This is a genomic window from Acidovorax sp. A79, from assembly GCF_041154505.1.
Classification (GTDB): Bacteria; Pseudomonadota; Gammaproteobacteria; order Burkholderiales; family Burkholderiaceae_C; genus Acidovorax.
Genome location: NZ_AP028672.1, coordinates 1,840,563 through 1,860,452, shown reverse-complemented (window position 1 = coordinate 1,860,452; position 19,890 = coordinate 1,840,563). Strand labels below are relative to the sequence as shown.

General features: G+C 67.4%; 18 protein-coding genes and 1 pseudogene. 14 read left to right on the top strand and 5 right to left on the bottom strand.

Translation table 11 applies throughout. The features are described from left to right. Positions 1-29 precede the first annotated feature (29 nt). The 5 genes from garD (at position 30) to ACAM51_RS08490 (ending at position 6,744) form a co-directional block, all read left to right on the top strand. Complete coding sequence (gene garD / locus ACAM51_RS08510; RefSeq protein ID WP_369643293.1) at positions 30-1,616, top strand: galactarate dehydratase; 1,587 nt, start codon at positions 30-32, stop codon at positions 1,614-1,616. A gap of 261 nt (positions 1,617-1,877) precedes the next feature. Next, positions 1,878-2,816: a DMT family transporter gene (locus tag ACAM51_RS08505; RefSeq protein WP_369643292.1), complete on the top strand. Its 939-nt coding sequence runs from the start codon at positions 1,878-1,880 to the stop codon at positions 2,814-2,816. A 21-nt stretch (positions 2,817-2,837) separates the two neighbouring features. Then, complete coding sequence (locus tag ACAM51_RS08500) at positions 2,838-3,950, top strand: aldose epimerase family protein (protein WP_369643291.1); 1,113 nt, start codon at positions 2,838-2,840, stop codon at positions 3,948-3,950. Positions 3,951-4,026: 76 nt separating this feature from the next. Continuing rightward, positions 4,027-5,016: a catalase gene (locus ACAM51_RS08495; protein WP_369643290.1), complete on the top strand. Its 990-nt coding sequence runs from the start codon at positions 4,027-4,029 to the stop codon at positions 5,014-5,016. A gap of 204 nt (positions 5,017-5,220) precedes the next feature. Then, complete coding sequence (locus tag ACAM51_RS08490; protein ID WP_369643289.1) at positions 5,221-6,744, top strand: DegQ family serine endoprotease; 1,524 nt, start codon at positions 5,221-5,223, stop codon at positions 6,742-6,744. A gap of 51 nt (positions 6,745-6,795) precedes the next feature. Here the strand turns inward: ACAM51_RS08490 and ACAM51_RS08485 are convergent, their stop codons facing one another. After that, positions 6,796-7,824 (bottom strand): ABC transporter substrate-binding protein, encoded by a 1,029-nt coding sequence (locus ACAM51_RS08485; RefSeq protein ID WP_218295999.1) that lies wholly within the window; start codon positions 7,822-7,824, stop codon positions 6,796-6,798. A 187-nt stretch (positions 7,825-8,011) separates the two neighbouring features. Here ACAM51_RS08485 and ACAM51_RS08480 point away from each other — a divergent pair, with 187 nt between their 5' ends. From ACAM51_RS08480 to ACAM51_RS08470, 3 genes are all read left to right on the top strand, one after another. Next, positions 8,012-8,671 carry a response regulator transcription factor gene (locus tag ACAM51_RS08480; RefSeq protein ID WP_218295998.1) on the top strand — a complete coding sequence of 220 codons (660 nt, stop codon included), beginning with the start codon at positions 8,012-8,014 and terminating at the stop codon, positions 8,669-8,671. Then, on the top strand, positions 8,668-10,053 hold the full coding sequence (locus tag ACAM51_RS08475; RefSeq protein WP_369643288.1) for an ATP-binding protein: 1,386 nt from the start codon (positions 8,668-8,670) through the stop codon (positions 10,051-10,053). Before ACAM51_RS08480 ends, ACAM51_RS08475 begins: the two co-directional genes overlap by 4 nt. 197 nt (positions 10,054-10,250) lie before the next feature. After that, complete coding sequence (locus ACAM51_RS08470; protein ID WP_369643287.1) at positions 10,251-11,243, top strand: 2-dehydropantoate 2-reductase; 993 nt, start codon at positions 10,251-10,253, stop codon at positions 11,241-11,243. A 4-nt stretch (positions 11,244-11,247) separates the two neighbouring features. Here the strand turns inward: ACAM51_RS08470 and ACAM51_RS08465 are convergent, their stop codons facing one another. Next, on the bottom strand, positions 11,248-11,733 hold the full coding sequence (locus ACAM51_RS08465; protein WP_218339647.1) for an Lrp/AsnC family transcriptional regulator: 486 nt from the start codon (positions 11,731-11,733) through the stop codon (positions 11,248-11,250). An 88-nt stretch (positions 11,734-11,821) separates the two neighbouring features. Here ACAM51_RS08465 and ACAM51_RS08460 point away from each other — a divergent pair, with 88 nt between their 5' ends. Together ACAM51_RS08460 and ACAM51_RS08455 are read left to right on the top strand one after the other, a co-directional pair. Beyond that, positions 11,822-12,712 carry an EamA family transporter gene (locus ACAM51_RS08460; protein ID WP_218295994.1) on the top strand — a complete coding sequence of 297 codons (891 nt, stop codon included), beginning with the start codon at positions 11,822-11,824 and terminating at the stop codon, positions 12,710-12,712. 330 nt (positions 12,713-13,042) lie between these two features. Next, on the top strand, positions 13,043-13,258 hold the full coding sequence (locus ACAM51_RS08455; protein ID WP_369643286.1) for a hypothetical protein: 216 nt from the start codon (positions 13,043-13,045) through the stop codon (positions 13,256-13,258). Positions 13,259-13,310: 52 nt separating this feature from the next. Here the strand turns inward: ACAM51_RS08455 and ACAM51_RS08450 are convergent, their stop codons facing one another. Further along, positions 13,311-14,144, bottom strand: coding sequence for a hypothetical protein (locus tag ACAM51_RS08450; protein ID WP_369643285.1), 834 nt, complete (start codon positions 14,142-14,144; stop codon positions 13,311-13,313). Positions 14,145-14,434: 290 nt separating this feature from the next. Between ACAM51_RS08450 and ACAM51_RS08445 the strand changes: the two genes are divergently transcribed. Next, positions 14,435-14,635 (top strand): hypothetical protein, encoded by a 201-nt coding sequence (locus ACAM51_RS08445; RefSeq protein WP_369643284.1) that lies wholly within the window; start codon positions 14,435-14,437, stop codon positions 14,633-14,635. A gap of 256 nt (positions 14,636-14,891) precedes the next feature. Here ACAM51_RS08445 and ACAM51_RS08440 read toward each other — a convergent pair whose 3' ends face one another. Both ACAM51_RS08440 and ACAM51_RS08435 read right to left on the bottom strand, forming a co-directional pair. Next, entirely contained in the window at positions 14,892-15,344 is a 453-nt protein-coding gene (locus ACAM51_RS08440) for a GFA family protein (protein WP_369643283.1), read from the bottom strand. Between the two features lie 120 nt (positions 15,345-15,464). Then, complete coding sequence (locus ACAM51_RS08435) at positions 15,465-15,800, bottom strand: hypothetical protein (protein WP_218295990.1); 336 nt, start codon at positions 15,798-15,800, stop codon at positions 15,465-15,467. A gap of 251 nt (positions 15,801-16,051) precedes the next feature. On the opposite strand from ACAM51_RS08435, the pseudogene ACAM51_RS08430 reads away from it, so the two are divergent. The 3 genes and pseudogenes from ACAM51_RS08430 to ACAM51_RS08420 form a co-directional block, all read left to right on the top strand. Beyond that, positions 16,052-16,348: pseudogene (locus ACAM51_RS08430) on the top strand (Arm DNA-binding domain-containing protein); the annotation flags it as partial. A gap of 116 nt (positions 16,349-16,464) precedes the next feature. Then, positions 16,465-17,316: a tyrosine-type recombinase/integrase gene (locus ACAM51_RS08425; RefSeq protein WP_369643282.1), complete on the top strand. Its 852-nt coding sequence runs from the start codon at positions 16,465-16,467 to the stop codon at positions 17,314-17,316. A 751-nt stretch (positions 17,317-18,067) separates the two neighbouring features. Next, positions 18,068-19,249 carry a tyrosine-type recombinase/integrase gene (locus ACAM51_RS08420; protein WP_369643281.1) on the top strand — a complete coding sequence of 394 codons (1,182 nt, stop codon included), beginning with the start codon at positions 18,068-18,070 and terminating at the stop codon, positions 19,247-19,249. Positions 19,250-19,890: the final 641 nt, after the last annotated feature.

Below are 19,890 nucleotides of genomic sequence, written 5' to 3'. Positions count from 1 at the left end.
GGCCGTGCAAAACACGAAGCGGACATGAAGTGAACGACCCGATGCGAGAACCCCTCACCATCCGCATGCACGCGGACGACAACGTCGCCATCGTCGCCAACGACGGTGGCCTGCCCGCAGGCACGGTGCTGCCCGAGGGCGTGCCGGGCGCGGGCGTCACCCTGCGCGACAAGGTGCCCCAAGGCCACAAGGTGGCGTTGACGGACATGGCCGAAGGGGATGTGGTGCGCCGCTACAACGTGCCCATCGGCTACGCGCTCAAGCCCATCCCGGCAGGCAGCTGGGTGCACGAGCGCCTGCTGCAGATGCCTTCGGCCCGCGCGCTGGAGGGCCTGCCCATGGCCACCGTGAAGCCGCCCGTGCTGGAACCGCTCACGGGCTACACCTTCGAGGGCTACCGCAACGCAGACGGCTCGGTGGGCACGCGCAACATCCTGGCCATCACCACCACCGTGCAGTGTGTGGCGGGGGTCGTGGCCCTGGCGGTGCGCCGCATCAAGGCGGAGCTGCTGCCGCTGTACCCGCAGGTGGATGACGTGATCGGCCTGGAGCACACCTATGGCTGCGGCGTGGCCATCGATGCGCCCGACGCCATCATCCCCATCCGCACCCTGCGCAACATCAGCCTCAATCCCAACTTTGGGGGTGAGGTCATGGTGGTGAGCCTGGGCTGCGAAAAGCTCCAGCCCGACCGCCTGTTGCCCCCGGGCAGCTTTCCCATCACCGACGAGCGTGATGCGGCGCTGGGCCCGGAGACCGTGTGCCTGCAGGCCGAAGAGCATGTGGGCTTCATGTCCATGCTCGACCACATCGTGCAAAGCGCGCGCCCGCACCTCACACGGCTGAACGCCCGCCGCCGCGAGACCATCCCCGCCAGCGAGCTGGTGCTGGGCGTGCAGTGCGGCGGCAGCGATGCGTTCTCGGGCGTCACCGCCAACCCAGCCGTGGGCTTTTGCGCCGACCTGCTGGTGCGCGCCGGCGCCACCGTGATGTTCAGTGAAAACACCGAGGTGCGCGATGCCGTGGAGCAGCTCACCAGCCGCGCCGCCACGCCCGAAGTGGCCCAGTCCATCGTGCGCGAACTGGGCTGGTACGACCAGTACCTCGACCGGGGCCGCGTGGACCGCGCCGCCAACACCACGCCGGGCAACAAGGCCGGTGGCTTGTCCAACATCGCCGAAAAGGCCATGGGCTCCATCATCAAGAGCGGCACTGCTCCGATCTCGCACGTGCTGGCCCCGGGCGAGAAGCTGCACCGTGACCAACGCGGCCTGGTGTACGCCGCCACGCCCGCCAGCGACTTCATCTGCGGCACGCTGCAGCTGGCCGCTGGCATGAACCTGCACGTGTTCACCACCGGCCGGGGCACGCCCTACGGCCTGGCCGAATGCCCCGTGGTCAAGGTGGCCACGCGCACCGACCTGGCCCGCCGCTGGAATGACCTGATGGACATCAACGCCGGCAAGATCGCCGACGGCGAGGCCAGCATTGAAGACCTGGGCTGGGAGATGTTCCACCTGCTGCTCGACGTGGCCAGCGGCCGCAAGAAGACCTGGGCCGAGCAGTGGAAGCTGCACAACGCGCTGGTGCTGTTCAACCCCGCGCCGGTGACTTGAAGTGACACCCCCTGAGTCGCTTCGCGCCTTCCCCCTCTCTCGCATTGCTGCGCAATCCGGGAGGGGGACGCTCCCAGCGCGGCGGGGCGGCCCTTGCACGGGAGCTCTGGCTTGGCCCGCGCCCGTTGCATGCGGCGGGGTGAGGCATAGGTAAATGAATCATTGAAATGTCGTTCTTGCAGCCTGCGTCCCTGAGCGCTTGAACACCCCTCAACAGCCCGTCTTAGCGCGGGCTGTTTCACTAGAGAGACACGATTTCACATGGGTCACATCCGATTTTCCGACCGCAAGGTCGTCGTGGCGCTGGCGCTGCTGTGCTGCCTGCTGTGGGGCAGCTCGTACCCTGCCATCAAGACCGGCTACGCCTGGTTTGGCATTGCCAGGAGCGACATTCCCTCGCAGCTGGTATTCGCCGGTTGGCGCTTCCTGGGGGCGGGGCTGATCCTGCTGGCCTGGGCCGTGGCCATGCGCAAGGCCGTCTGGAGCCTGGGCTTGGCAGCAGGGCGACAGCTGGTGGTGCTGGGCCTGGCGCAGACCACGCTGCAGTACGTGTTCTTCTACGTGGGGCTGGCGCACACCACCGGGGTCAAGGGTTCGATCATGAATGCCACGGGCACGTTCTTCAGCGTGCTGCTGGCGCACTGGGTCTATCACAACGACCGACTGAGCCACGCCAAGCTCTGGGGCTGTGTGGTGGGATTCGCGGGCGTCATGGTGGTCAACCTGGGGCGCGGTACGCTGGACATGGACTTCACGCTGCTGGGCGAAGGCTTCGTGGTGATCGCGGCCTTGGTGCTGGCTGCCGCCAGCATCTACGGCAAGCAGGTCTCGCAGCGCATGGACTCTGTGGTGATGACAGGCTGGCAACTGGGACTGGGTGGCGCCGCGCTGCTGGCCCTCGGCTGGGGCCTGGGGGGCTCGCTCTCGGGCTTCACCTGGGGCTCGGCCGCGCTGCTGGTGTACCTGGCGCTGTTGTCGTCGGCCGCGTTCTCGCTGTGGAGCATCCTGCTCAAACACAACCGCGTGAGCCAGGTCACGGTGTTCAACTTCACCGTGCCGATCTTTGGCGCGGCGCTGTCGGCACTGTTTTTGGGCGAGGCGCTGTGGGAGTGGAAGAACCTGCTGGCCCTGGTGCTGGTGTGCGCGGGCATCTGGCTGGTGACGCGCGATGCGCCAGCCGCGCCACCCGCCGCCAAATAGATGCCACCTAAACTTGCGGCCATGGCTTACTCCCTTTCCCGCGAAGCGTTTCAACAAGAGCTCCACGGCCAGCGCACCGACCTGTTCACCTTGCGTGGCGCGGGCGGGCTGCAGGTGGCCGTGAGCAACTACGGCGCCCGCCTGGTGCAGGTGGCGGTGCCCGACGGGCAGGGTGGCCTGGCCGATGTGGCGCTGGGCTACGACAGCCTGCAGGGCTACCTGGACGGCCAGCTCTCCATGGGCGCATTGATCGGGCGCTGGGCCGGGCGTTTGCGCGCAGGCAAGCTGACCCTGCCGGATGGTTCGCTTTTGCAATTGCCCACCAACAGCGGTCCCCACCACCACCATGGCGGTCCCCGGGGCAGCCGCTTCCAGGTGTTTGCGGTGGAGGAGGTGCGGGCCGATGCGCTCACCCTGGGCCACACCTTTCGCACCGAAGACGACGGTGTGCCGGGCACGGTGCGCCTGCAGCTTCGCTTGCAGGTCACGGCCGACAACGCGCTGCACATGGCCTGGACGGCCGAGGCGCTGTACGCACCCACCGTGCTGAACCTCACCGGGCATGCGTTCTTCAACCTGGCGGGCCGTGGCAGCACCCACGGCCACACCCTGCAGGTGCCCGCCAGCCGCTATGTGCCGCTGGCCGCCGACGTGTGCCCCACCGGTGCGCTGGCTGCGGTGCAGGGCACGCCATTCGACTTTCGCGAGGCCCGCCATGTGGGCGATGCTGTGGCGGCGCCCAGCGAACAACTGGCCCAGGCCGGCGGGCTGGACCACTACCTGGTGCTGGACGAGCCGGATGCATCCCGTGCGCCGCCCGTGTCATCCATCACCCCGTCAGGCCTTCGGCTGGCCGCGCTGCTGAGCGAGCCCGTCAGCCGCCGTGCGATGGAGGTCTGGAGCACAGCGCCCGGCGTGCAGGTCTATGCGGGCCATGGCCTGAAGGCGGACCCGGCGCGGGACCGGGGCCGTGGCGCGCAGCAGGGCAACTGGCTCTGGCAGCCGGGTGACGGTATCTGCCTGGAACCCATGGAGTACCCCGATGCGCCCAACCACGCCGCCTTTCCCATGCGCTGGTTGGCGCCCGGGGAGGTGGTGCGGGGCGCGATCGTGTACCGGTTTCGCGGCCTCTGAGCGCGGTGGCCGGCGAGGGCCCCGATTTTCGGCAGGTCGCGCTACCATGCCACCTGGCTTTCAACCGAGGTCGCTCATGGATACAACCGTTGCACCCAGCACTGACTGGAAGGAAGTGGTGGCGCCCGACGAAGCCCGGCGCTTTGCCGGGTATGCCCGCCAGTTCGCCGAACTACAGGCGCGCAAGTCGCACAAGTACGGCAATGGCCGTGGCCTGCACCGCAAGCAGCTCACCGCCGCGCGGGGCCAGCTGCAGGTGCTGGGCGATCTGCCTGCGTTTGCGTCCCACGGGCTGTTTGCCCAGCCCGCACAGTACGACGTGCGGGTGCGGCTGAGCAATGGCGGCATGGACAAGGCCTCCGACCGCAAGCCCGACATCCGGGGCTTTTCGTTCAGCGTGCTGGGGGTGAAGGGCGATTCCGCCCTGGGCAACGGGCCCGCCAAAAGCCAGGACTTCACGCTCATCAACCAGGAGAAGTTCGCCTTTCCCCAAAGCGGCGAGTTCGTGGACTTTGTGGTGGCTGCCTCGCATGGCGGCGGCGCGCTGATCAAGTTCCTGGTGCAGCGCCACGGGCTGCTGGGGGCCGCCAGGCAGATCGCCAAGACGGCCAAGACTTTCGGCCTGCCCTTCGGCGGCTTTGCCGCCCATGCCGTGCACAGTGCCGCGCCCATCGCGTGTGGGCCCTATGCGGTGCGTGTGCGCCTGCTGCCCCATGTCGCCAATGGCGCACCGGTCACCCAGGTGCAGGACGATTGGAACGCCGAGTTTTCGGCCCGCCTGCGCCAGCAGGACCTGGTGTGGGACCTGCAACTGCAGCCCTTCGTGGACGAGGCCACCACCCCCATCGAAGATGCCAGCGTGGACTGGCCCACACCCTACACCACCGTGGCCCGGCTGACCCTGCCCCGGCAGGATCCTGCGGCCGACCCCGCGCTGGCCGCCGAGGTGGAGGCCGCCGTGTTCGACCCCTGGCAGGCACTGGCGGCGCACCGGCCGCTGGGCGACGTGATGCGCGCCCGCAAGGTGGTGTACTTCGAGAGCCAGAAGGGGCGCGGGGCGGTGTAGCCTGGGTCGCCCCGAAGCGGCTCGCAAAGCCCGCCGAAGCGGTTCTGGCCGGGCGCCGTGTCGCAGGCAGCACGAGGAGGAGCACCACAACAGGCGGCAACGTTCGACGCGCCGAGCCTGGCGCGTTCCCGGCTCTAAGTTTCGTCTAAGTGTTGGTGCCCACACTGCCCTCCATCGCAACTCCGATGGGAAAGGCACCACACCATGAACACCACGACGCTGACCTCCACCCCCCGCCGCCTCATCCTGGCCCTGGTGGCCGCAGGCGCGGTGGGTGCCACCGGCGCGGGCCTCATCACGGGGCACCAGGCCCGGGCCCTGACTCCCTCCGCGCCCATCGTGGCCCAGACCCCGGCGGCCCCGGGCGGCGCGCTGCCCAGCTTCGCGCAGATCACCGCGCAGAACGGCCCTGCCGTCGTCAACATCAGCGTGACGGGCAGCACCAAGACGGCGATGGCCAATGACGACGAGGACGATGACGAAGGGCGGCCCACAGCGCGCCAGCGCCGGGGCCCGCAGATCGACCCGAACGATCCGTTCTACGAGTTCTTCCGCCAGTTCGGTTTTCCCGGCGGGGGTGCGCAGGGCCAGCCCAACGTGCCCACGCACGGCCAGGGCTCGGGCTTCATCGTGAGCCCCGACGGCCTGGTGCTGACCAACGCCCATGTGGTCAAGGGCGCGAGCGAGGTCATCGTCAAGCTCACCGACCGGCGCGAGTTCCGGGCCAAGGTGCTGGGCTCCGATCCCAAGACCGACGTGGCCGTGCTCAGGATCGACGCCAAGAACCTGCCCACCGTGCGCCTGGGCAGCACGCGCGACCTGCAGGTGGGCGAATGGGTGCTGGCCATCGGCTCGCCCTTCGGCTTCGAGAACAGCGTGACGGCGGGCGTGGTCAGCGCCAAGGGCCGCTCGCTGCCCGACGACAGCCTGGTGCCCTTCATCCAGACCGATGTGGCCGTGAACCCCGGCAACTCGGGCGGGCCGCTGTTCAATGCGCGCGGCGAGGTGGTGGGCATCAACTCGCAGATCTACAGCCGCTCGGGCGGCTACCAGGGCGTGTCCTTCTCCATCCCCATCGAGCTGGCGGCCAAGATCAAGGACCAGATCGTCGCCACCGGCAAGGTGCGCCACGCGCAGCTCGGTGTGGCCGTGCAGGAGGTGAACCAGGCATTTGCCGAATCGTTCGCGCTCGACAAGCCCGAGGGCGCCCTGGTCGCCAGCGTCAGCAAGGGCAGCCCGGCCGACAAGGCGGGCCTGCAGGCCGGCGACGTGATCCGCCAGGTGGACGGCCAGCCCATCGTGGCCTCGGGCGACCTGCCCGCCTGGGTGGGGCAGGCGCAGCCGGGCCAGCAGGCCAGGCTCTCGGTGTGGCGCCAGGGCAAGCCGCTGGAGCTGACCGCCACGCTGGGTGATTCCAGCGACAAGGCCAGCAAGCAGGCGCGCAACGACGATGCCGTGGGCAAGGGCCAGCTGGGGCTGTCGCTGCGCCCGCTGGACCCCGAGGAGCGCCGCGAGGTGGGCGTGAGCGAGGGCCTGGTGATCGAGCAGGCGCGGGGCCCCGCCGCGGCGGCCGGTGTGCAGCCGGGCGATGTGCTGCTGGCCATCAACGGCGCGCCGGCCCGGAACATCGAGCAGGTGCGCACGGCCATGGCCAAGGCGGGCAAGTCGGTGGCGCTGCTCATCGAGCGCAACGGCGACAAGATCTTCGTGCCGGTGCGCCTGGGGTAAGCCGTGGGGGAGGCCCGCCGTCGGAAAAGATCCTGCGGCGGGCTGCGCGCATCAGCGCGGCAGCGCCTCCACTTCCTTGGTCCAGCGGTCGATCAGGCGCCTGCGCTCTGCGGCCTTGCCGTATTTCTCGAAGTCGTATTTGATGAGCTTGACGTTGTCCAGCGTCGGGATGCGCGGGTCCATCTTGAAGCTCTTGTTGGCGGGCACCTGGTAGCTGCCGACCTGGGCGCCCACGGCCTGGCCTTCGGGGCTCATCAGCCAGTCGTAGTATTTCTTGGCGTTCTCCATGTTGCGCGCGCCTTTCACCAGCGCGATGCCGCCCACCTCGTAGCTGGTGCCTTCGCAAGGCGCCTGGGTCTTGACCGGGTACTTGTCGGCCTTCCACTTCTCGAAGTTGAACATGAAGGTAATGCCCACGCCCACCTCGCCCTTGGCCACGTTGGGTGCCTGCGCCTGGCCGCTGCGGGTGTAGGTGGTGGTGTTCTTGTGCAGCGCCTTGAGGTAGTCGAAGGCCTTCTCCTCGCCCATGAGCTGCACCAGCCCCGCGATCACCGTGTAGGCCGTGCCGCTGGAGGCAGGGTGCGAGATTTCCACTTCGCCCTTGTACTGGGGCTTGATCACATCGGCCCAGCACTGTGGCTCGGGCAGCTTTTTCTTCTTGAGCGTCTCGGTGTTGTAGCCAAAGCCGATGGCCGAGCTGTAGAAGCCCCCCACCTGGTGGCCCGACATCGCGTACTGGCGCACGCTCCAGCCGTGCAGGTCATGCAGGTAGGCCGGGCGGTATTCGGCCAGCAGGCCCTGCTCGGCCGCTTGCAGGAAGGGGTCGCCCGTGCCGCCCCACCAGATGTCTGTCTTGGGGTTGTTGGCCTCGGCGCGCAATTGGGCCGCGATCTCGCCCGTGCCTTTGTGGGCCTGGTTGACCTTGATGCCGGTCTTCCTGGTGAACTCCTTGGCGGCGGCTTCGCACCAGGGGGCGTCGGTGCTGCACAGCGCGTTGACCGCGCCCTGTGCCTGGGCGCCTGCCGACAGCGCGGCCAGCACGGCCGCGGCGGAAATGAACCGAATCTTGTGGAATGCCATCGATCTTGCTCCTTGTTCTCTGTTGGTATGGATCGAACTGAGGGTCGGGCAGTGGGCCCGACGCACGATGATTGTGACAGTGATGTGACAGAAAAACGGCGAACGGGATGCTCCGCATTGCGGTGGGCCGTGGCGCCACCGCTATCCTTTGAGGGGCGATTCCCCTCGATCCATTGAACCCATTGCCATGCGCCTCCTGCTTGTTGAAGACGACCCCATGATCGGCGAAGCCGTGCAGGACCTGCTGCGCGCCGAGCACTACGCCGTGGACTGGGCGCGCGACGGTGATGCGGCCGACACCGCCTTGCGCACCCAGCCCTACGACCTTGTGCTGCTGGACCTGGGCCTGCCCAAGCGCGACGGCCTGGCCGTGCTGCGCGACCTGCGGGCCCGCAAGAACCGCACCCCCGTGCTGGTGGCCACCGCGCGCGACGCCGTGGCGCAGCGCATCGAAGGGCTCGACGCCGGGGCCGACGACTACGTGCTCAAGCCCTATGACCTGGACGAGCTGCTCGCCCGCATCCGCGCGCTGCTGCGCCGCGCCGCCGGGCGGGCCGAGCCGGTGTACGAGCACAAGGGCGTGTGCATCAACCCCGCCACGCGCGAGGCCACGGTGCAGGGTGTTCCCGTCGTGCTCTCGGCGCGCGAATGGGCGGTGCTGGAGCCGCTCATCGCCCGGCCTGGCATGGTGCTGTCGCGCCAGCAGCTCGAAGACAAGCTCTACGGCTGGGGCGACGAGGTGAGCAGCAACGCGGTGGAGGTCTACATCCACGGCCTGCGCAAGAAGCTCGGCGCGGAGGTGCTGCTCAACGTGCGCGGCGTCGGCTATCTCGTACCCAAGGCATGACCCGCAAGCTCACCCAGGCCCTCCAGGGGCTGCTTCCCCGATCCTTGCGCATGCGGCTGCTGGTGTTTCTGCTCGCGGCCATCGTGCTGGCCGGGGCGGTGCAGGGCGCGCTGGCCTACCGGGGCGCGCTGGCCGAGGCCGATGCGCTGTTCGATTACCACATGCAGCAGACCGCGCTGGCCCTGCGTTCGGGCCTGCCGGTGGATGCGCAGGACCTGGGGCCGGGCCTGGACCCCGAGGACGAGAACCACGAATTCATCGTGCAGGTGTGGACCAACGAGGGCCTGCGCATCTTTGAATCGGCCGTGGGCGCGGCCCTGCCGCAGATCGCCGTGCTGGGCTTCACCGACGTGCAGGCGCGCGGCGGCACCTACCGGGTGTTTTCGATGCAGACGCGCTCGCAGGTCATCCAGGTGGCGCAGAACATGGCCGCGCGGCGCGACATGGCCCGCAGCCTGGCGCTGCGCACGCTGGCGCCGCTGGCCATCATGGCGCCGCTGCTGGTGCTGGCCGTGTGGTGGGGCGTGAGCCGCTCGCTGGCCCCGGTGGAGCGTGTGCGCCGGCAGCTGGCCCAGCGGCAGGCCGACGACCTCTCGCCGGTGAGCGACGCGCAGCTGCCCGACGAAGTGCAGCCGCTGGTGAGCGAACTCAACCTGCTGTTCGAACGCGTGCAGCGCGCCTTCACCGCCCAGCAGCACTTTGTGGCCGATGCGGCGCACGAGCTGCGCTCGCCCCTGGCCGCGCTGCGCCTGCAGCTGCAGGGCCTGCAGCGCGCGGGCGACGATGTGGCGCGCGCCGCCGCCATCGAACGCCTGTCCGCCGGCATCGACCGTGCCACGCGCCTGGTGGAGCAACTGCTCACCCTCGCCCGGCAAGAGGCCGGAACGGCCGCCACCGACCCCGTGGACCTGCGCGCCGTGGCCCAGCTGGCCCTGGCCGACGTGGCCCCCGCCGCCCAGGTGCGCGGCATGGATGTGGGCCTGCTCGATTCCGACGCCGCCACCGTGCCCGGCAACGCCGAGGCCCTGCGCATGCTGGCGCGCAACCTGCTCGACAACGCCATCAAATACACTCCGCCCGGCGGCCGGGTGGACCTGCAGGTGCGCGCCGACAACGGCCATGCCGTGCTCACGGTGGAAGACAGCGGCCCGGGCATCGCCCCCGAACACCGCGAGCGCGTGATGCAGCGTTTTGTGCGCGAAACCGCCGATGGCGCTCCCGGCAGCGGCCTGGGCCTGGCCATCGTGCAGGCCATCGCGCAAGGCCATGGCGCCACCGTGCAACTGGGGGCCTCGCCGCGCCTGGGCGGCTTGCTGGTGACCGTGCGGTTTGGTGCAGGTCTGCTGGCGGCAACCCCCCTGGACGCAGGCGCCATGGGCTGATGGTGCTTCAAATTTAATAGCTTTTGGCGCTTGATGGATAAGCGCTGGAGGCCAAAAACACTCAAAATCTGAAGGCTGGAGGTGTCCGCAGACACCGTCGCCTCTGCGCCAGGCCCCGTGGGCGCGCCGCCGCACAATGCGCAGGCGCCGCACCCACTGTGGCGCCCCTGTCTCCCATTGCCCAAGGAAGCACCCGCATGCACTTCATCGTTCTCGGCGCAGGCGCCATTGGCTGTTATGTGGGGGGGCGCCTGGCAGCGCACGGCCAGCCGGTCTGCCTGGTGGGGCGCCCGCATGCGCTGGAGCCCATCGCCCAGCAGGGCTTGAAGGTGACGGACCTGGACGGGTTCGACCGCACCGTGCCCGTGTCTGCGCTGCGGCTGGCCTCCACGCTGGCCGACGCCGCCCCCGGTGCCGACAGCATCATCCTGCTGTGCGTCAAGAGCGGCGCCACCGAGTCCGCCGCGCGCGAACTGGCGGCGGCCTGCGCGGCCGGCACCCCCGTCATCTCGCTGCAGAACGGCGTGGACAACGTGGCCTGCGTGGCGGCGCTGGCCCCCGGCCTGAACGTGCTGGCGGGCATGGTGCCGTACAACGTGGTGCTGCGTGGCGCCCAGGTGCACCGCGCCACCGCGGGGCATCTGCAGCTGCAGCGCGACGCCGCCACCGAGCGCATCGCGCCGGTGTTCGATGCGGCGGGCCTGGCCACCGTGCTGCCCGCCGACATCCGCGCGGTGCAGTGGGGCAAGCTGCTGCTCAACCTGAACAACCCGGTCAATGCGCTGTCGGACCTGCCCTTGCGGCAGGAACTGCTCGACCGCGACTGCCGCCGCGTCTTCGCCGCCCTGCAGACCGAGGCGCTGCGCGTGATGGCGCGCGCGGGCATCACCCCCGCCCAGGTCACCGCCGTGTCGCCCACGCTGCTGCCCCATGTGCTGCGCCTGCCCAACTGGCTGTTCACCCGGCTGGCCAAACGCATGCTGCAGATCGACGCCAAGGCGCGCTCGTCGATGTGGGACGACCTGGAAGCCGGGCGCGTGACCGAGATCGATGCGCTCAGCGGCGCGGTGGTGCGGCTGGCGGCGCAGCATGGGGCACAGGCACCGCTCAACGCGCGCATGTGCGAACTGCTCGGCGGCCCGCGCCAGCGGCTGAGCGGCAAGCAGATGCGGCGGGCGCTAGGGCTGTGACCAGTCAGGCCAGCGCCTTGTCCAGCGGCACCCGCAGCCCCGACTTGAGGCTGCCCAGTGCCACCGAGGTGCGAAAGCGCCGCACATTGTCATCCCCCTCGAACAGCCGCTGCGTCAGGGCCTCGTAGTCCGCCATCGACGCCACGGTGACCACCAGCAGGTAGTCGGCCTCCCCCGTCACGCTGTAGCACTGCTGCACCGCGCCCTCGGCCGCGATGCGCGCGCGCAGCGGGGCGGTGCGGTCGGGGCGCTCGTTCTCCAGGTGCACCTCCAGCACGATGGTCAGCGGCATGCCCACTTTCACCGGGTCGAGCACGGCCACGTTGGCGCGGATGACGCCGCTGTCGTGCAGCCGCCGGATGCGCCGCTGCACGGCGGGCGCCGACAGGTTCACCGCCTGCGCAATCACCCGCTGGGGCGTGGTGTTGTCGGTCTGCAGGATGTCCAGGATCGCGAGGTCGAAGCGGTCGAGCGGGGGCGGGGTGGGCATGGAATCCTCTCAAGCAGCGAGCGAAAGTTGCGTGCACGGCCCGAAATAAGAGAAAAAAGCACGCACGGGTCGAACTATATTTTTACCCATGACCGCGTCGCGCTTTCAACGATTCTTTCCCTTCCTGGCTGTTCTGGGCTCCGTCACCGCCCTGGGCATTGGCACGTCCTGGGCCAAGCAGCTGCTGTTTCCCGCCGTGGGCGCGCAGGGCACGACCGCCTTGCGCGTGGGTTTTTCCGCCGTGCTGGTGCTGCTGCTGTGGCGGCCGTGGCGCTGGCGGCTGTCGCGCGCGGATGCCGCAGCCCTTGCCTGCTATGGCGCGGCGCTCGGGGGGATGAACCTGATGTTCTACATGTCGCTGCGCACGCTGCCGTTTGGCCTGGCCGTGGCCATCGAGTTCTCGGGGCCCCTGGCGGTGGCCATCTGGTCGTCGCGCCGCGCGGTGGATTTCGTGTGGGTGGCCCTGGCGATGGCCGGGCTGGGCATGCTGCTGCCGCTGGGGCTCAACGGCAGCACGCTGGACCCGGTGGGGGTGCTGTATGCCCTGGGCGCGGCCGTGTTCTGGGCGCTGTACATCGTGTTCGGCAAGCGCGCCGGGCACCTGCACGCGGGGCATTCGGTATCGCTGGGTCTTCTGGTGGCGGCGCTGGTGGTGGTGCCGGTGGGCGTGGCGCATGCGGGCGCTGCGCTGCTGTCGCCGGCCTTGCTGCTCATCGGGGTGGCGGTGGCGGCGGTCTCCAGCGCCATTCCGATCTCGCTGGAGATGATGGCGCTCAAGCGCCTGCCCAAGGAGGCTTTCGGCATCATGATCAGCATGGAGCCCGCCGTGGCCGCCGTGCTGGCCGTGGGCCTGCTGGACGAGCACCTGAGCCTGCTGCAATGGCTGGCCATCGGCTGCATCGTGGCGGCGTCGATGGGAAGCGCGTTCACGGCGGGGCGGTCCGCCGCACCGGGGCACGCCGCGCCGCATCCGGCCTGACACGGCGGGCGATGCCCGCCGCGACGGTTCCGTCGCGGACAGGCTCCAGTCTGGCGGGCGCGGCCCCTCTCTCCGATCCCTTGCCCACCCGATGGCGGCCCGGCGCGGGCGATGCCTGGGTTGTGCTACCGCGATTCCCACACCCGAACCTCGCGGCGGCCTACGTCATCGCGCCGCCGCCTTTTCTACCGTGGAAGCCATGGAGGGATGGCACGCTGGCATCCCCGATGCCCGCCCGGGCGCGGCCCCGCGCCGGGGGCAGGAGCGGTGGCCGTCCGCTGGACGCTGCACCGATCGATATACCCACCACAGCCCCTACAGGAGTCGCCCATGCGCATTCCCCCGCTGCCCCAATCCGAAGTCGACGAGGCTGAACGCAAGGTCAGCGCCATCCTGGAAGACCTCGAAGAAACCACCGATTCCGATGTCAAGGACATCGACCTGGAAGACGTCGTGGAAACCGATACCGCCAGAGGCAAACCCGCCGTGCACCAGACCGTGGACATCACCGTCCAGCCGCGTGCCCGGCGCAAGTGGCTCAAATGACGACCACGCCCCAGGAGATGGGTGGCCTGCGGTGGGCCTGCCTGCCCGCCGGTCACCCGGTGGCCGAACCCCGGCCTTCGCGCCACTGCAGCACACGCGCCACCAGTTCGGCATAGCCGGGCTCGGCGTGCGCCAGCAAGGGCAAGCCCGTCTCTCGCACCGCGTGCCCGACTGCCGGGGCCCACTGCGGGGTTCCAGGTTCTGCCTGGCGGCGGGCCATCTTCCCCAGCACCAGTTCCTGGCCCCAGAAGTACACCTGCTGCGCGTGCACGTTCGACTGCATGCGCTGCACATCCGCCAGGGCCTGGGGCTCTGCCAGCCCGAGCCAGATGTCGGCATGCAGAAAATCGACGGGCGCGCCCTGGGGTTGCCATTGCAGCGCATCGGACTGAACCAGTGCCACCTTGCGCGCGGCGGCATCGGGCAGCCCCTCCAGCACACGGCACAGGCCAAACAGCTGCAGCACGTCCTGGTCCCGCTCGACCACCGTCACGCGGTCCACCGCCGGCTGCAGCGCCATGTTGGCCGCAACCCAGCCCATGCCCAGCCCCATCACGACGACGTGGCCGCGGACATGGCGCAAGGGCAGCTCCTGGCTTTCGATTTCCATGGGCGAGAGCGACATCCAGGTGTCCCACCCGCCCTCGCCGTTCTCGCGCATCAGCACGGCTGAACCCGAGGCGACACACGGGCCGCTGTGGTAGCCGCAGTCCAGCCCGACGCCGCCACGCCTGATCCGCCAGGGGCCCACGGCACCATCAGGGTAGTGCGGCGTGTGCCAGGGCGATGTGAAGACGGGCAACCCGAGCGCTTGCGCCAGCACGCTGGCGGAAGGCTCTGAAAAGGAAGCGGCGGGCAGAGGAGGGGATGGTGGCGGTGTGGACACGCGGCTATCTTAGAGGACGCCTTCGTGGCCGGAAGCAGGGCGCGGTGATCCAAGATCGGCCCCCGCCCGGACGTCTTTCACGCCTGGGGCCGTGCCTTGGTTGCGAGTGTCCGGGTTCAAATGCGCGCGATGGGCCGGGTCGAGCACGGCATCCGGCCTGGCGCGTGGTGCTTTCAGCTACGGCTCTCCCATCGGAGTGCATCCTCTGGCGGGCTTGGTTTGTGGCCCGCCTCCTACGGCAGCAGGCCACGGTACGGCGCCCAATGGGCTTTCTGCCCAAGGAGCGCACCATGGCCACAGACCCCAACGAACACCCCGCCCACCGAGTCCCCGAGGAATTTCCTCTGCCCCCGGGCGATCTGCCGCCCAGCACCGAACCGCCGACCCTGCCACCAACACCGCAGCTGCCCGATGGCTCCGGTCCAGATCCCTACCAGGGCGAAGTTGAGAACGAGGACGATGACCCGGTCGGCAAGCCGCCGAGGATGTGAGCCGATAGCCGCCGCTGGCGCTCCGCCTGAGCGAGGGGGCCGGCTCCACCAAGCCTGCGCAGCCCTGACGGCGCTTGTATCTCGGCAACCAGGGCACATGCCTCTCTTCGGGCGACTGTGACGCTGGGTGTGGGCGACGCCATGCGTACGGTGAGGCCTAAAGCAATCTTGCACCGTAGACCGCGGCAGGGAGCGGCCCCGCTCTCGAAGAATGGCGGGCTGTCAGCTGCCAGGCGGCTGATGCAGGGGCAGGCCTTCAGCTGTGGTGATCGGAGTTGGCGCGGTAAGTGATCCAGCCCGCGGTAGTCGGCACGCCGCCCGGACGATCTTTTGGATGGCTGCGACCTTCCAGCACAGGCACCTCGTCAAAGTCGAACGGGCTGAGCCCATCGATGCAGGCGACGTTCACACCATACTGCGTGGGCACGGAACGCCGGGAGTGAAAGGTGTATATCCCGCACACGGAGCAGAAATAGTGCTTGGCCTGTCCGGTGTTGAATTGATAGAGCGTCAGTTTGTCCTCACCCGCATGCACATGAACGTCATCCAGGTTGACAGAGACTGCTACCGCGCCCCGCATGCCGCAGTACGAGCAGTTGCACCGGCGCGCGCTGCGCAATCCATCGGTCAACAGCAAAGTGAACTTCACTGCGCCGCAATGGCAACTGGCGTGAAGCTCTTTGCGGCCGTGGAAATCAGCTGGGGTCAAAATCGCCTCCACTAACGAATCAGCACATGAACAGATGAGCCATCCGGATCGACTGGCGCAACGCCAGGTCCGCTCCTGGCCGGATTCTGCCCGATGACGAACGGTGCGGCGCCCGCGTGCCTAGGTTCGAGCTGGCGGCATCTGGTCGAAAGCCGAGAGCGGCATTTCCGTCCCGTCATGAGCGACCACCACGCCTGCCGTGGAATCGGAAATCTCAATCGGACGGCTCCAGAACTCACTCTTGGGAGGTGGCTCCTTCCGATTCTGGTCCGCAACGGCGCCATAGCATCGGGTGATGTACAAGTCCTCTGCCTGCTGGGCTGTGAGGATGATCTTCTGGGGGTACTTGTTTTCGTGGTCACGCCAGTGGGTGCGGAACGCGTTCGAGAGGCGGCGGAATACATCCAGCATGCCTGGGCGATAAGGGGGGAGGTCAACAATGTTCTGGGCTGCCATGGGTTCGATTTTGCCCATGAAACCCGGAAGAAAAAAAAGCCCGCACTCAGCGGGCTTTAACTTGCTCAAGGCAAGGAGGGGAGGGTTGTCGCAGAGGAGGGCGACGGAGCAATCGTACGGGGGCTGACGGCCTGCTTCTGTCAGACAACGCCGCATGAATCCATGGCGGGCTGGGGGAAGGAGCGCCGTCTCAATGCCCGTAGGCGCGGGGCCGGTCAAGCGGTGAGGGCAGGCGCAAGCGGGCTGCATCTGTGGGAGTTACGGGTCGATCTCACTGCCGTACCGTGGTGCTCCCACAATGTCACCGGGAACGGATCGTTGGGCGTAAGCCGTTGATTCACGAGGGGGCTCGTGGTTTCGACGGCTCTCACATTCTGCCCACCAAGTCGCATGAATACTCACTTCTAGGAAGCACACACGCCGAGGGCTTGGGCCTGTATCTCGAAATCACCAAGGCTGGCGGGCGCTACTGGCGCATGAAGTACCGCTTCGCCGGAAAAGAAAAGCGCCTGGCCTTTGGCGTGCACCCCGACATCAGCCTGAAGATAGCCAGGGAGTCCGCCAGCAAGGCCCGCAAGCTCCTTCAGGACAACCAAGACCCGGGGAGGCCCGCAAGGAGCAAAAGGCCCGGGTCGTCCACGAAAACCGCAACACCCTCGAAGCCATGGCCCGCGACTGGATCGAACACCAGTCAGCCCGTTGGGAGCCGGTCACCATGGGCCGCATACAGGCCTCACTCGAAAACGATATCTTTCCCGCGCTGGGTTCGCGCCCCATGGCCAGCCTGAAAGCCCGGGACGTCATGGATGCAGTCAAACAGGTGGAAGCACGCGGCGCGGCCGATCAGGCCGGCCGAGTGCTGCAGCGCGTGAAGGCCATCTACCGCTGGGCCGTCACGCACCAGCGCATCGAGACCAGCCCCATGCTCGATCTGGTGCCCTCGGAAATTCTCAAACCCCGCACGGTCCAACACCGGGCCGCCCTGGCGGAAAAAGAGCTGCCCGAGTTCATGCGCAAGCTCGCTGCCTATGACGGGGCCCCGAGCATCGTGCTGGGCCTGCGCATGCTCATGCTCATGCTCACGGCCTGCAGGCCCGGGGAAGTGCGTGGCGCGCGCTGGGTGGAGTTCGACCGCAAGGCGGCGCTGTGGACCATCCCCGCAGAGCGCATGAAGATGCGCGAGGAACACCGCGTGCCCCTGTCCAAACAGGCCCTCGACGTGCTGGCCAAGATCGAGGCCATCAGCGGCGGCCGCGAGCTGGTGTTCCCCAGCCCCTACTACCCCAGCAAGCCACTGAGCGAGAACACCTTCAACTCAGCGCTCGCGCGCATGGGCTACAAGAGCATCGCCACGGCCCACGGGTTCAGGGCCTTGTTCTCGACTGTGGCCAACGAACACGGATGGAATCCCGATGTCATCGAGAGGCAGCTCGCGCACCGGGAGCAAAACGAAATCCGGGCCGCGTATCACCGGACCACGTACATGGCGGACCGGACGAAGTTGATGCAGTGGTAGGCAGATTTTCTTGATGGGCAACAGTTACCGTGCGCTTTTGGTCGCGTTGCGCGCAGGATTCACCATACTGCGTAGTTGCGGGTGTTAACCATGCTGTATGGGAAGGTCCAAGAAGGCGATTGAGCCTGTACATTGGCATCGAAAAATCGTCAATACCTCTCCTCACGTTAGTGATTAGCCCTATGAAACATGGTCCTTATGTGCAACATGAGTTTGGCGCTGAAGCGGAGTCTCACTACGGTATTGCGCGAGGCTGGTTGACGGCTGCGTGTTATGCCTCGATAGCTTGGCCCGAGGATGACGTCCACATAATTTACGATGGAGACGACATATTCCTGCGTGGTGTTCGAGATCGGAATGGTCGCCGTAGTACACCTGCAATAACCATGCGGTGTCACCCCGGTAGTGAAAACGAAGTGATTGCAAAGATCCTTCGCTTCGCGTCAATACTCGGTTGGTTTAAGCGCGGCTACGTTGACGTTGGCGGCTACGTAGCGGGCAGCCACGCTGTCCTCTACTCTGAGTCAAAACAAGAAGCGGCAATGATTGCAGGCGGGCGCTATGGCTTTGATTGCAACTACTTGCCAGTGATCCGAGACGAGCGCGTAAGAAGAGCACTTGCTCACTGGCGAGAGGGTTTGCGTCTCGACAGCTATCAAATTCTGGCCGCTAGGCCGCATGGGCTCTAGATTCATGCTGTGAGGTGACAGAATGTGCCCCCACTTGTGCCCCCTGCCATTTCTGGTGCCCCTTGAAACTCACCGACACGAAGCTACGCACCCTCACCGAGCCCGGCAAACATTCAGACGGCCTGGGCCTCTATCTTGAAGTCACCAAGGCGGGCGGGCGCTACTGGCGCATGAAGTACCGTTTCGCCGGGAAGGAAAAGCGCCTCGCCTTCGGCGTCTACCCGGACGTGACATTGAAGGCAGCACGTGAAGCGGCCACCAAGGCCCGCCGCCTGCTGCAAGATAACCAAGACCCAGGCGAAGCCCGCAAGGAGGAAAAGGCGCGGGTCATCCACGAAAGCCGCAACACGCTGGAGGTGGTGGCCCGCGACTGGCTGGAGCACCAGCGCGGCCGCTGGGAGCCCGTGACGATGGGCCGCATTCAGGCATCGCTGGAGAACGACATTTTTCCGGCGCTGGGTTCAAGGCCCATGGCCACGTTGAAGGCGCGCGACGTAATGGAGGCAGTAAAGGCCATCGAGGCGCGCGGTGCGGCCGACCAGGCCGGCCGCGTGCTGCAGCGGGTGAAGGCCATCTACCGCTGGGCCGTCACACACCAGCGCATCGACAGCAACCCCATGCTCGATCTGGTGCCCTCTGAAATCCTCAAGCCGCGCACTGTGCAGCACCGCGCCGCGTTGTCCGAGAAAGAGCTGCCCGAGTTCATGCGAAGGCTCGCCGCCTATGAGGGCGCGCCCGCCATCGTGCTGGGCCTGCGGCTGCTGATGCTCACTGCATGCAGGCCGGGCGAAGTGCGGGGCGCGCGCTGGGCTGAATTCGACCTCAAGGCAGCGCTGTGGACCATCCCGGCCGAACGCATGAAGATGCGCGAGGAACACCGCGTGCCCCTGTCCCAGCAGGCCCTCGAAGTGCTGGACAAGATCGACGCCATCAGCGGCGGCCGCGAGCTGGTGTTCCCCAGTCCCTACTACCCCAGCAAGCCACTGAGCGAGAACACCTTCAATTCAGCCCTGGCCCGCATGGGCTACAAGACCATGGCCACGGCCCATGGCTTCCGCGCCCTGTTCTCGACCGTGGCCAACGAACACGGATGGAACCCCGACGTGATAGAGCGGCAGCTCGCGCACAAGGAGCGCAACGAGATACGGGCCGCATACCACCGCACCACGTACATGGCCGACCGCACGAAGCTGATGCAGTGGTGGGCTGACTACCTGCACGCCGCAGGCGCCCGCAAGGGCTGAGCCACACCGCCCCGTTCTAAGCGGGCGCGCGCCGATGCTGCGCCTGCACCTGCCACCCGCAGCCGCGCTGCGGCCGGTGGTCGGTGGTCGGTGGTCGGTGGTCGGTTGCCAGCCCAGCCGCCGTGCAAGACGACCAAATGCCCTGGCGCGCTGTCGAGACCCCGCCGCGCCTGCTCGCTTCATGTGTTGATTTCGTCGGGGTTGCCGCCTGGGTGCACCGCCAAGCCTGACGCGGGCTTGCGGGGCGCTGCAGGGCCGCTTTCACTGTCGGGAATCGGCGGACTTTTGAGGCCGTGGGCCGGGTGGCTCCGGAGCCTGTGACGTAACGGAAAGAACCTTTTTCAAACTAGAAATACTTGGAATCAACTACCTACAAACCCACCAATGAAGACCAGTTTGTAGGCTTTGTAGGTAGTTCTTTTCGGGTATCTCAAAATTGAATTGGTATGGGTTCGAGCAGGGGGCAGGTCGGTGTCTTGGGCAAAACACTTGCTCGCGCTTCGACGGTCGGTAAACCCTCCAAAGCCTACAAACCCCACCAAGCGGCGGCCACCCGGAAGGTTGGGCGATGGCGTCTCCGGGTGTCTCGGATTTGATTTGGTGCAGGTTCCGGCGGGATGCAGGCCGGTTCTTTGCGCAAA

Excerpts from the sequence above, each read along its gene's own strand:
- ACAM51_RS08505 (WP_369643292.1), top strand. The coding sequence starts at position 1,878 with ATGGGTCACATCCGATTTTCCGACCGCAAGGTCGTCGTGGCGCTGGCG.
- ACAM51_RS08500 (WP_369643291.1), top strand. The coding sequence starts at position 2,838 with ATGGCTTACTCCCTTTCCCGCGAAGCGTTTCAACAAGAGCTCCACGGC.
- ACAM51_RS08495 (WP_369643290.1), top strand. The coding sequence starts at position 4,027 with ATGGATACAACCGTTGCACCCAGCACTGACTGGAAGGAAGTGGTGGCG.
- ACAM51_RS08490 (WP_369643289.1), top strand. The coding sequence starts at position 5,221 with ATGAACACCACGACGCTGACCTCCACCCCCCGCCGCCTCATCCTGGCC.
- ACAM51_RS08485 (WP_218295999.1), bottom strand. The coding sequence starts at position 7,824 with ATGGCATTCCACAAGATTCGGTTCATTTCCGCCGCGGCCGTGCTGGCC.
- ACAM51_RS08480 (WP_218295998.1), top strand. The coding sequence starts at position 8,012 with ATGCGCCTCCTGCTTGTTGAAGACGACCCCATGATCGGCGAAGCCGTG.
- ACAM51_RS08475 (WP_369643288.1), top strand. The coding sequence starts at position 8,668 with ATGACCCGCAAGCTCACCCAGGCCCTCCAGGGGCTGCTTCCCCGATCC.
- ACAM51_RS08470 (WP_369643287.1), top strand. The coding sequence starts at position 10,251 with ATGCACTTCATCGTTCTCGGCGCAGGCGCCATTGGCTGTTATGTGGGG.
- ACAM51_RS08465 (WP_218339647.1), bottom strand. The coding sequence starts at position 11,733 with ATGCCCACCCCGCCCCCGCTCGACCGCTTCGACCTCGCGATCCTGGAC.
- ACAM51_RS08460 (WP_218295994.1), top strand. The coding sequence starts at position 11,822 with ATGACCGCGTCGCGCTTTCAACGATTCTTTCCCTTCCTGGCTGTTCTG.
- ACAM51_RS08455 (WP_369643286.1), top strand. The coding sequence starts at position 13,043 with ATGCGCATTCCCCCGCTGCCCCAATCCGAAGTCGACGAGGCTGAACGC.
- ACAM51_RS08445 (WP_369643284.1), top strand. The coding sequence starts at position 14,435 with ATGGCCACAGACCCCAACGAACACCCCGCCCACCGAGTCCCCGAGGAA.
- ACAM51_RS08435 (WP_218295990.1), bottom strand. The coding sequence starts at position 15,800 with ATGGCAGCCCAGAACATTGTTGACCTCCCCCCTTATCGCCCAGGCATG.
- ACAM51_RS08425 (WP_369643282.1), top strand. The coding sequence starts at position 16,465 with ATGGCCCGCGACTGGATCGAACACCAGTCAGCCCGTTGGGAGCCGGTC.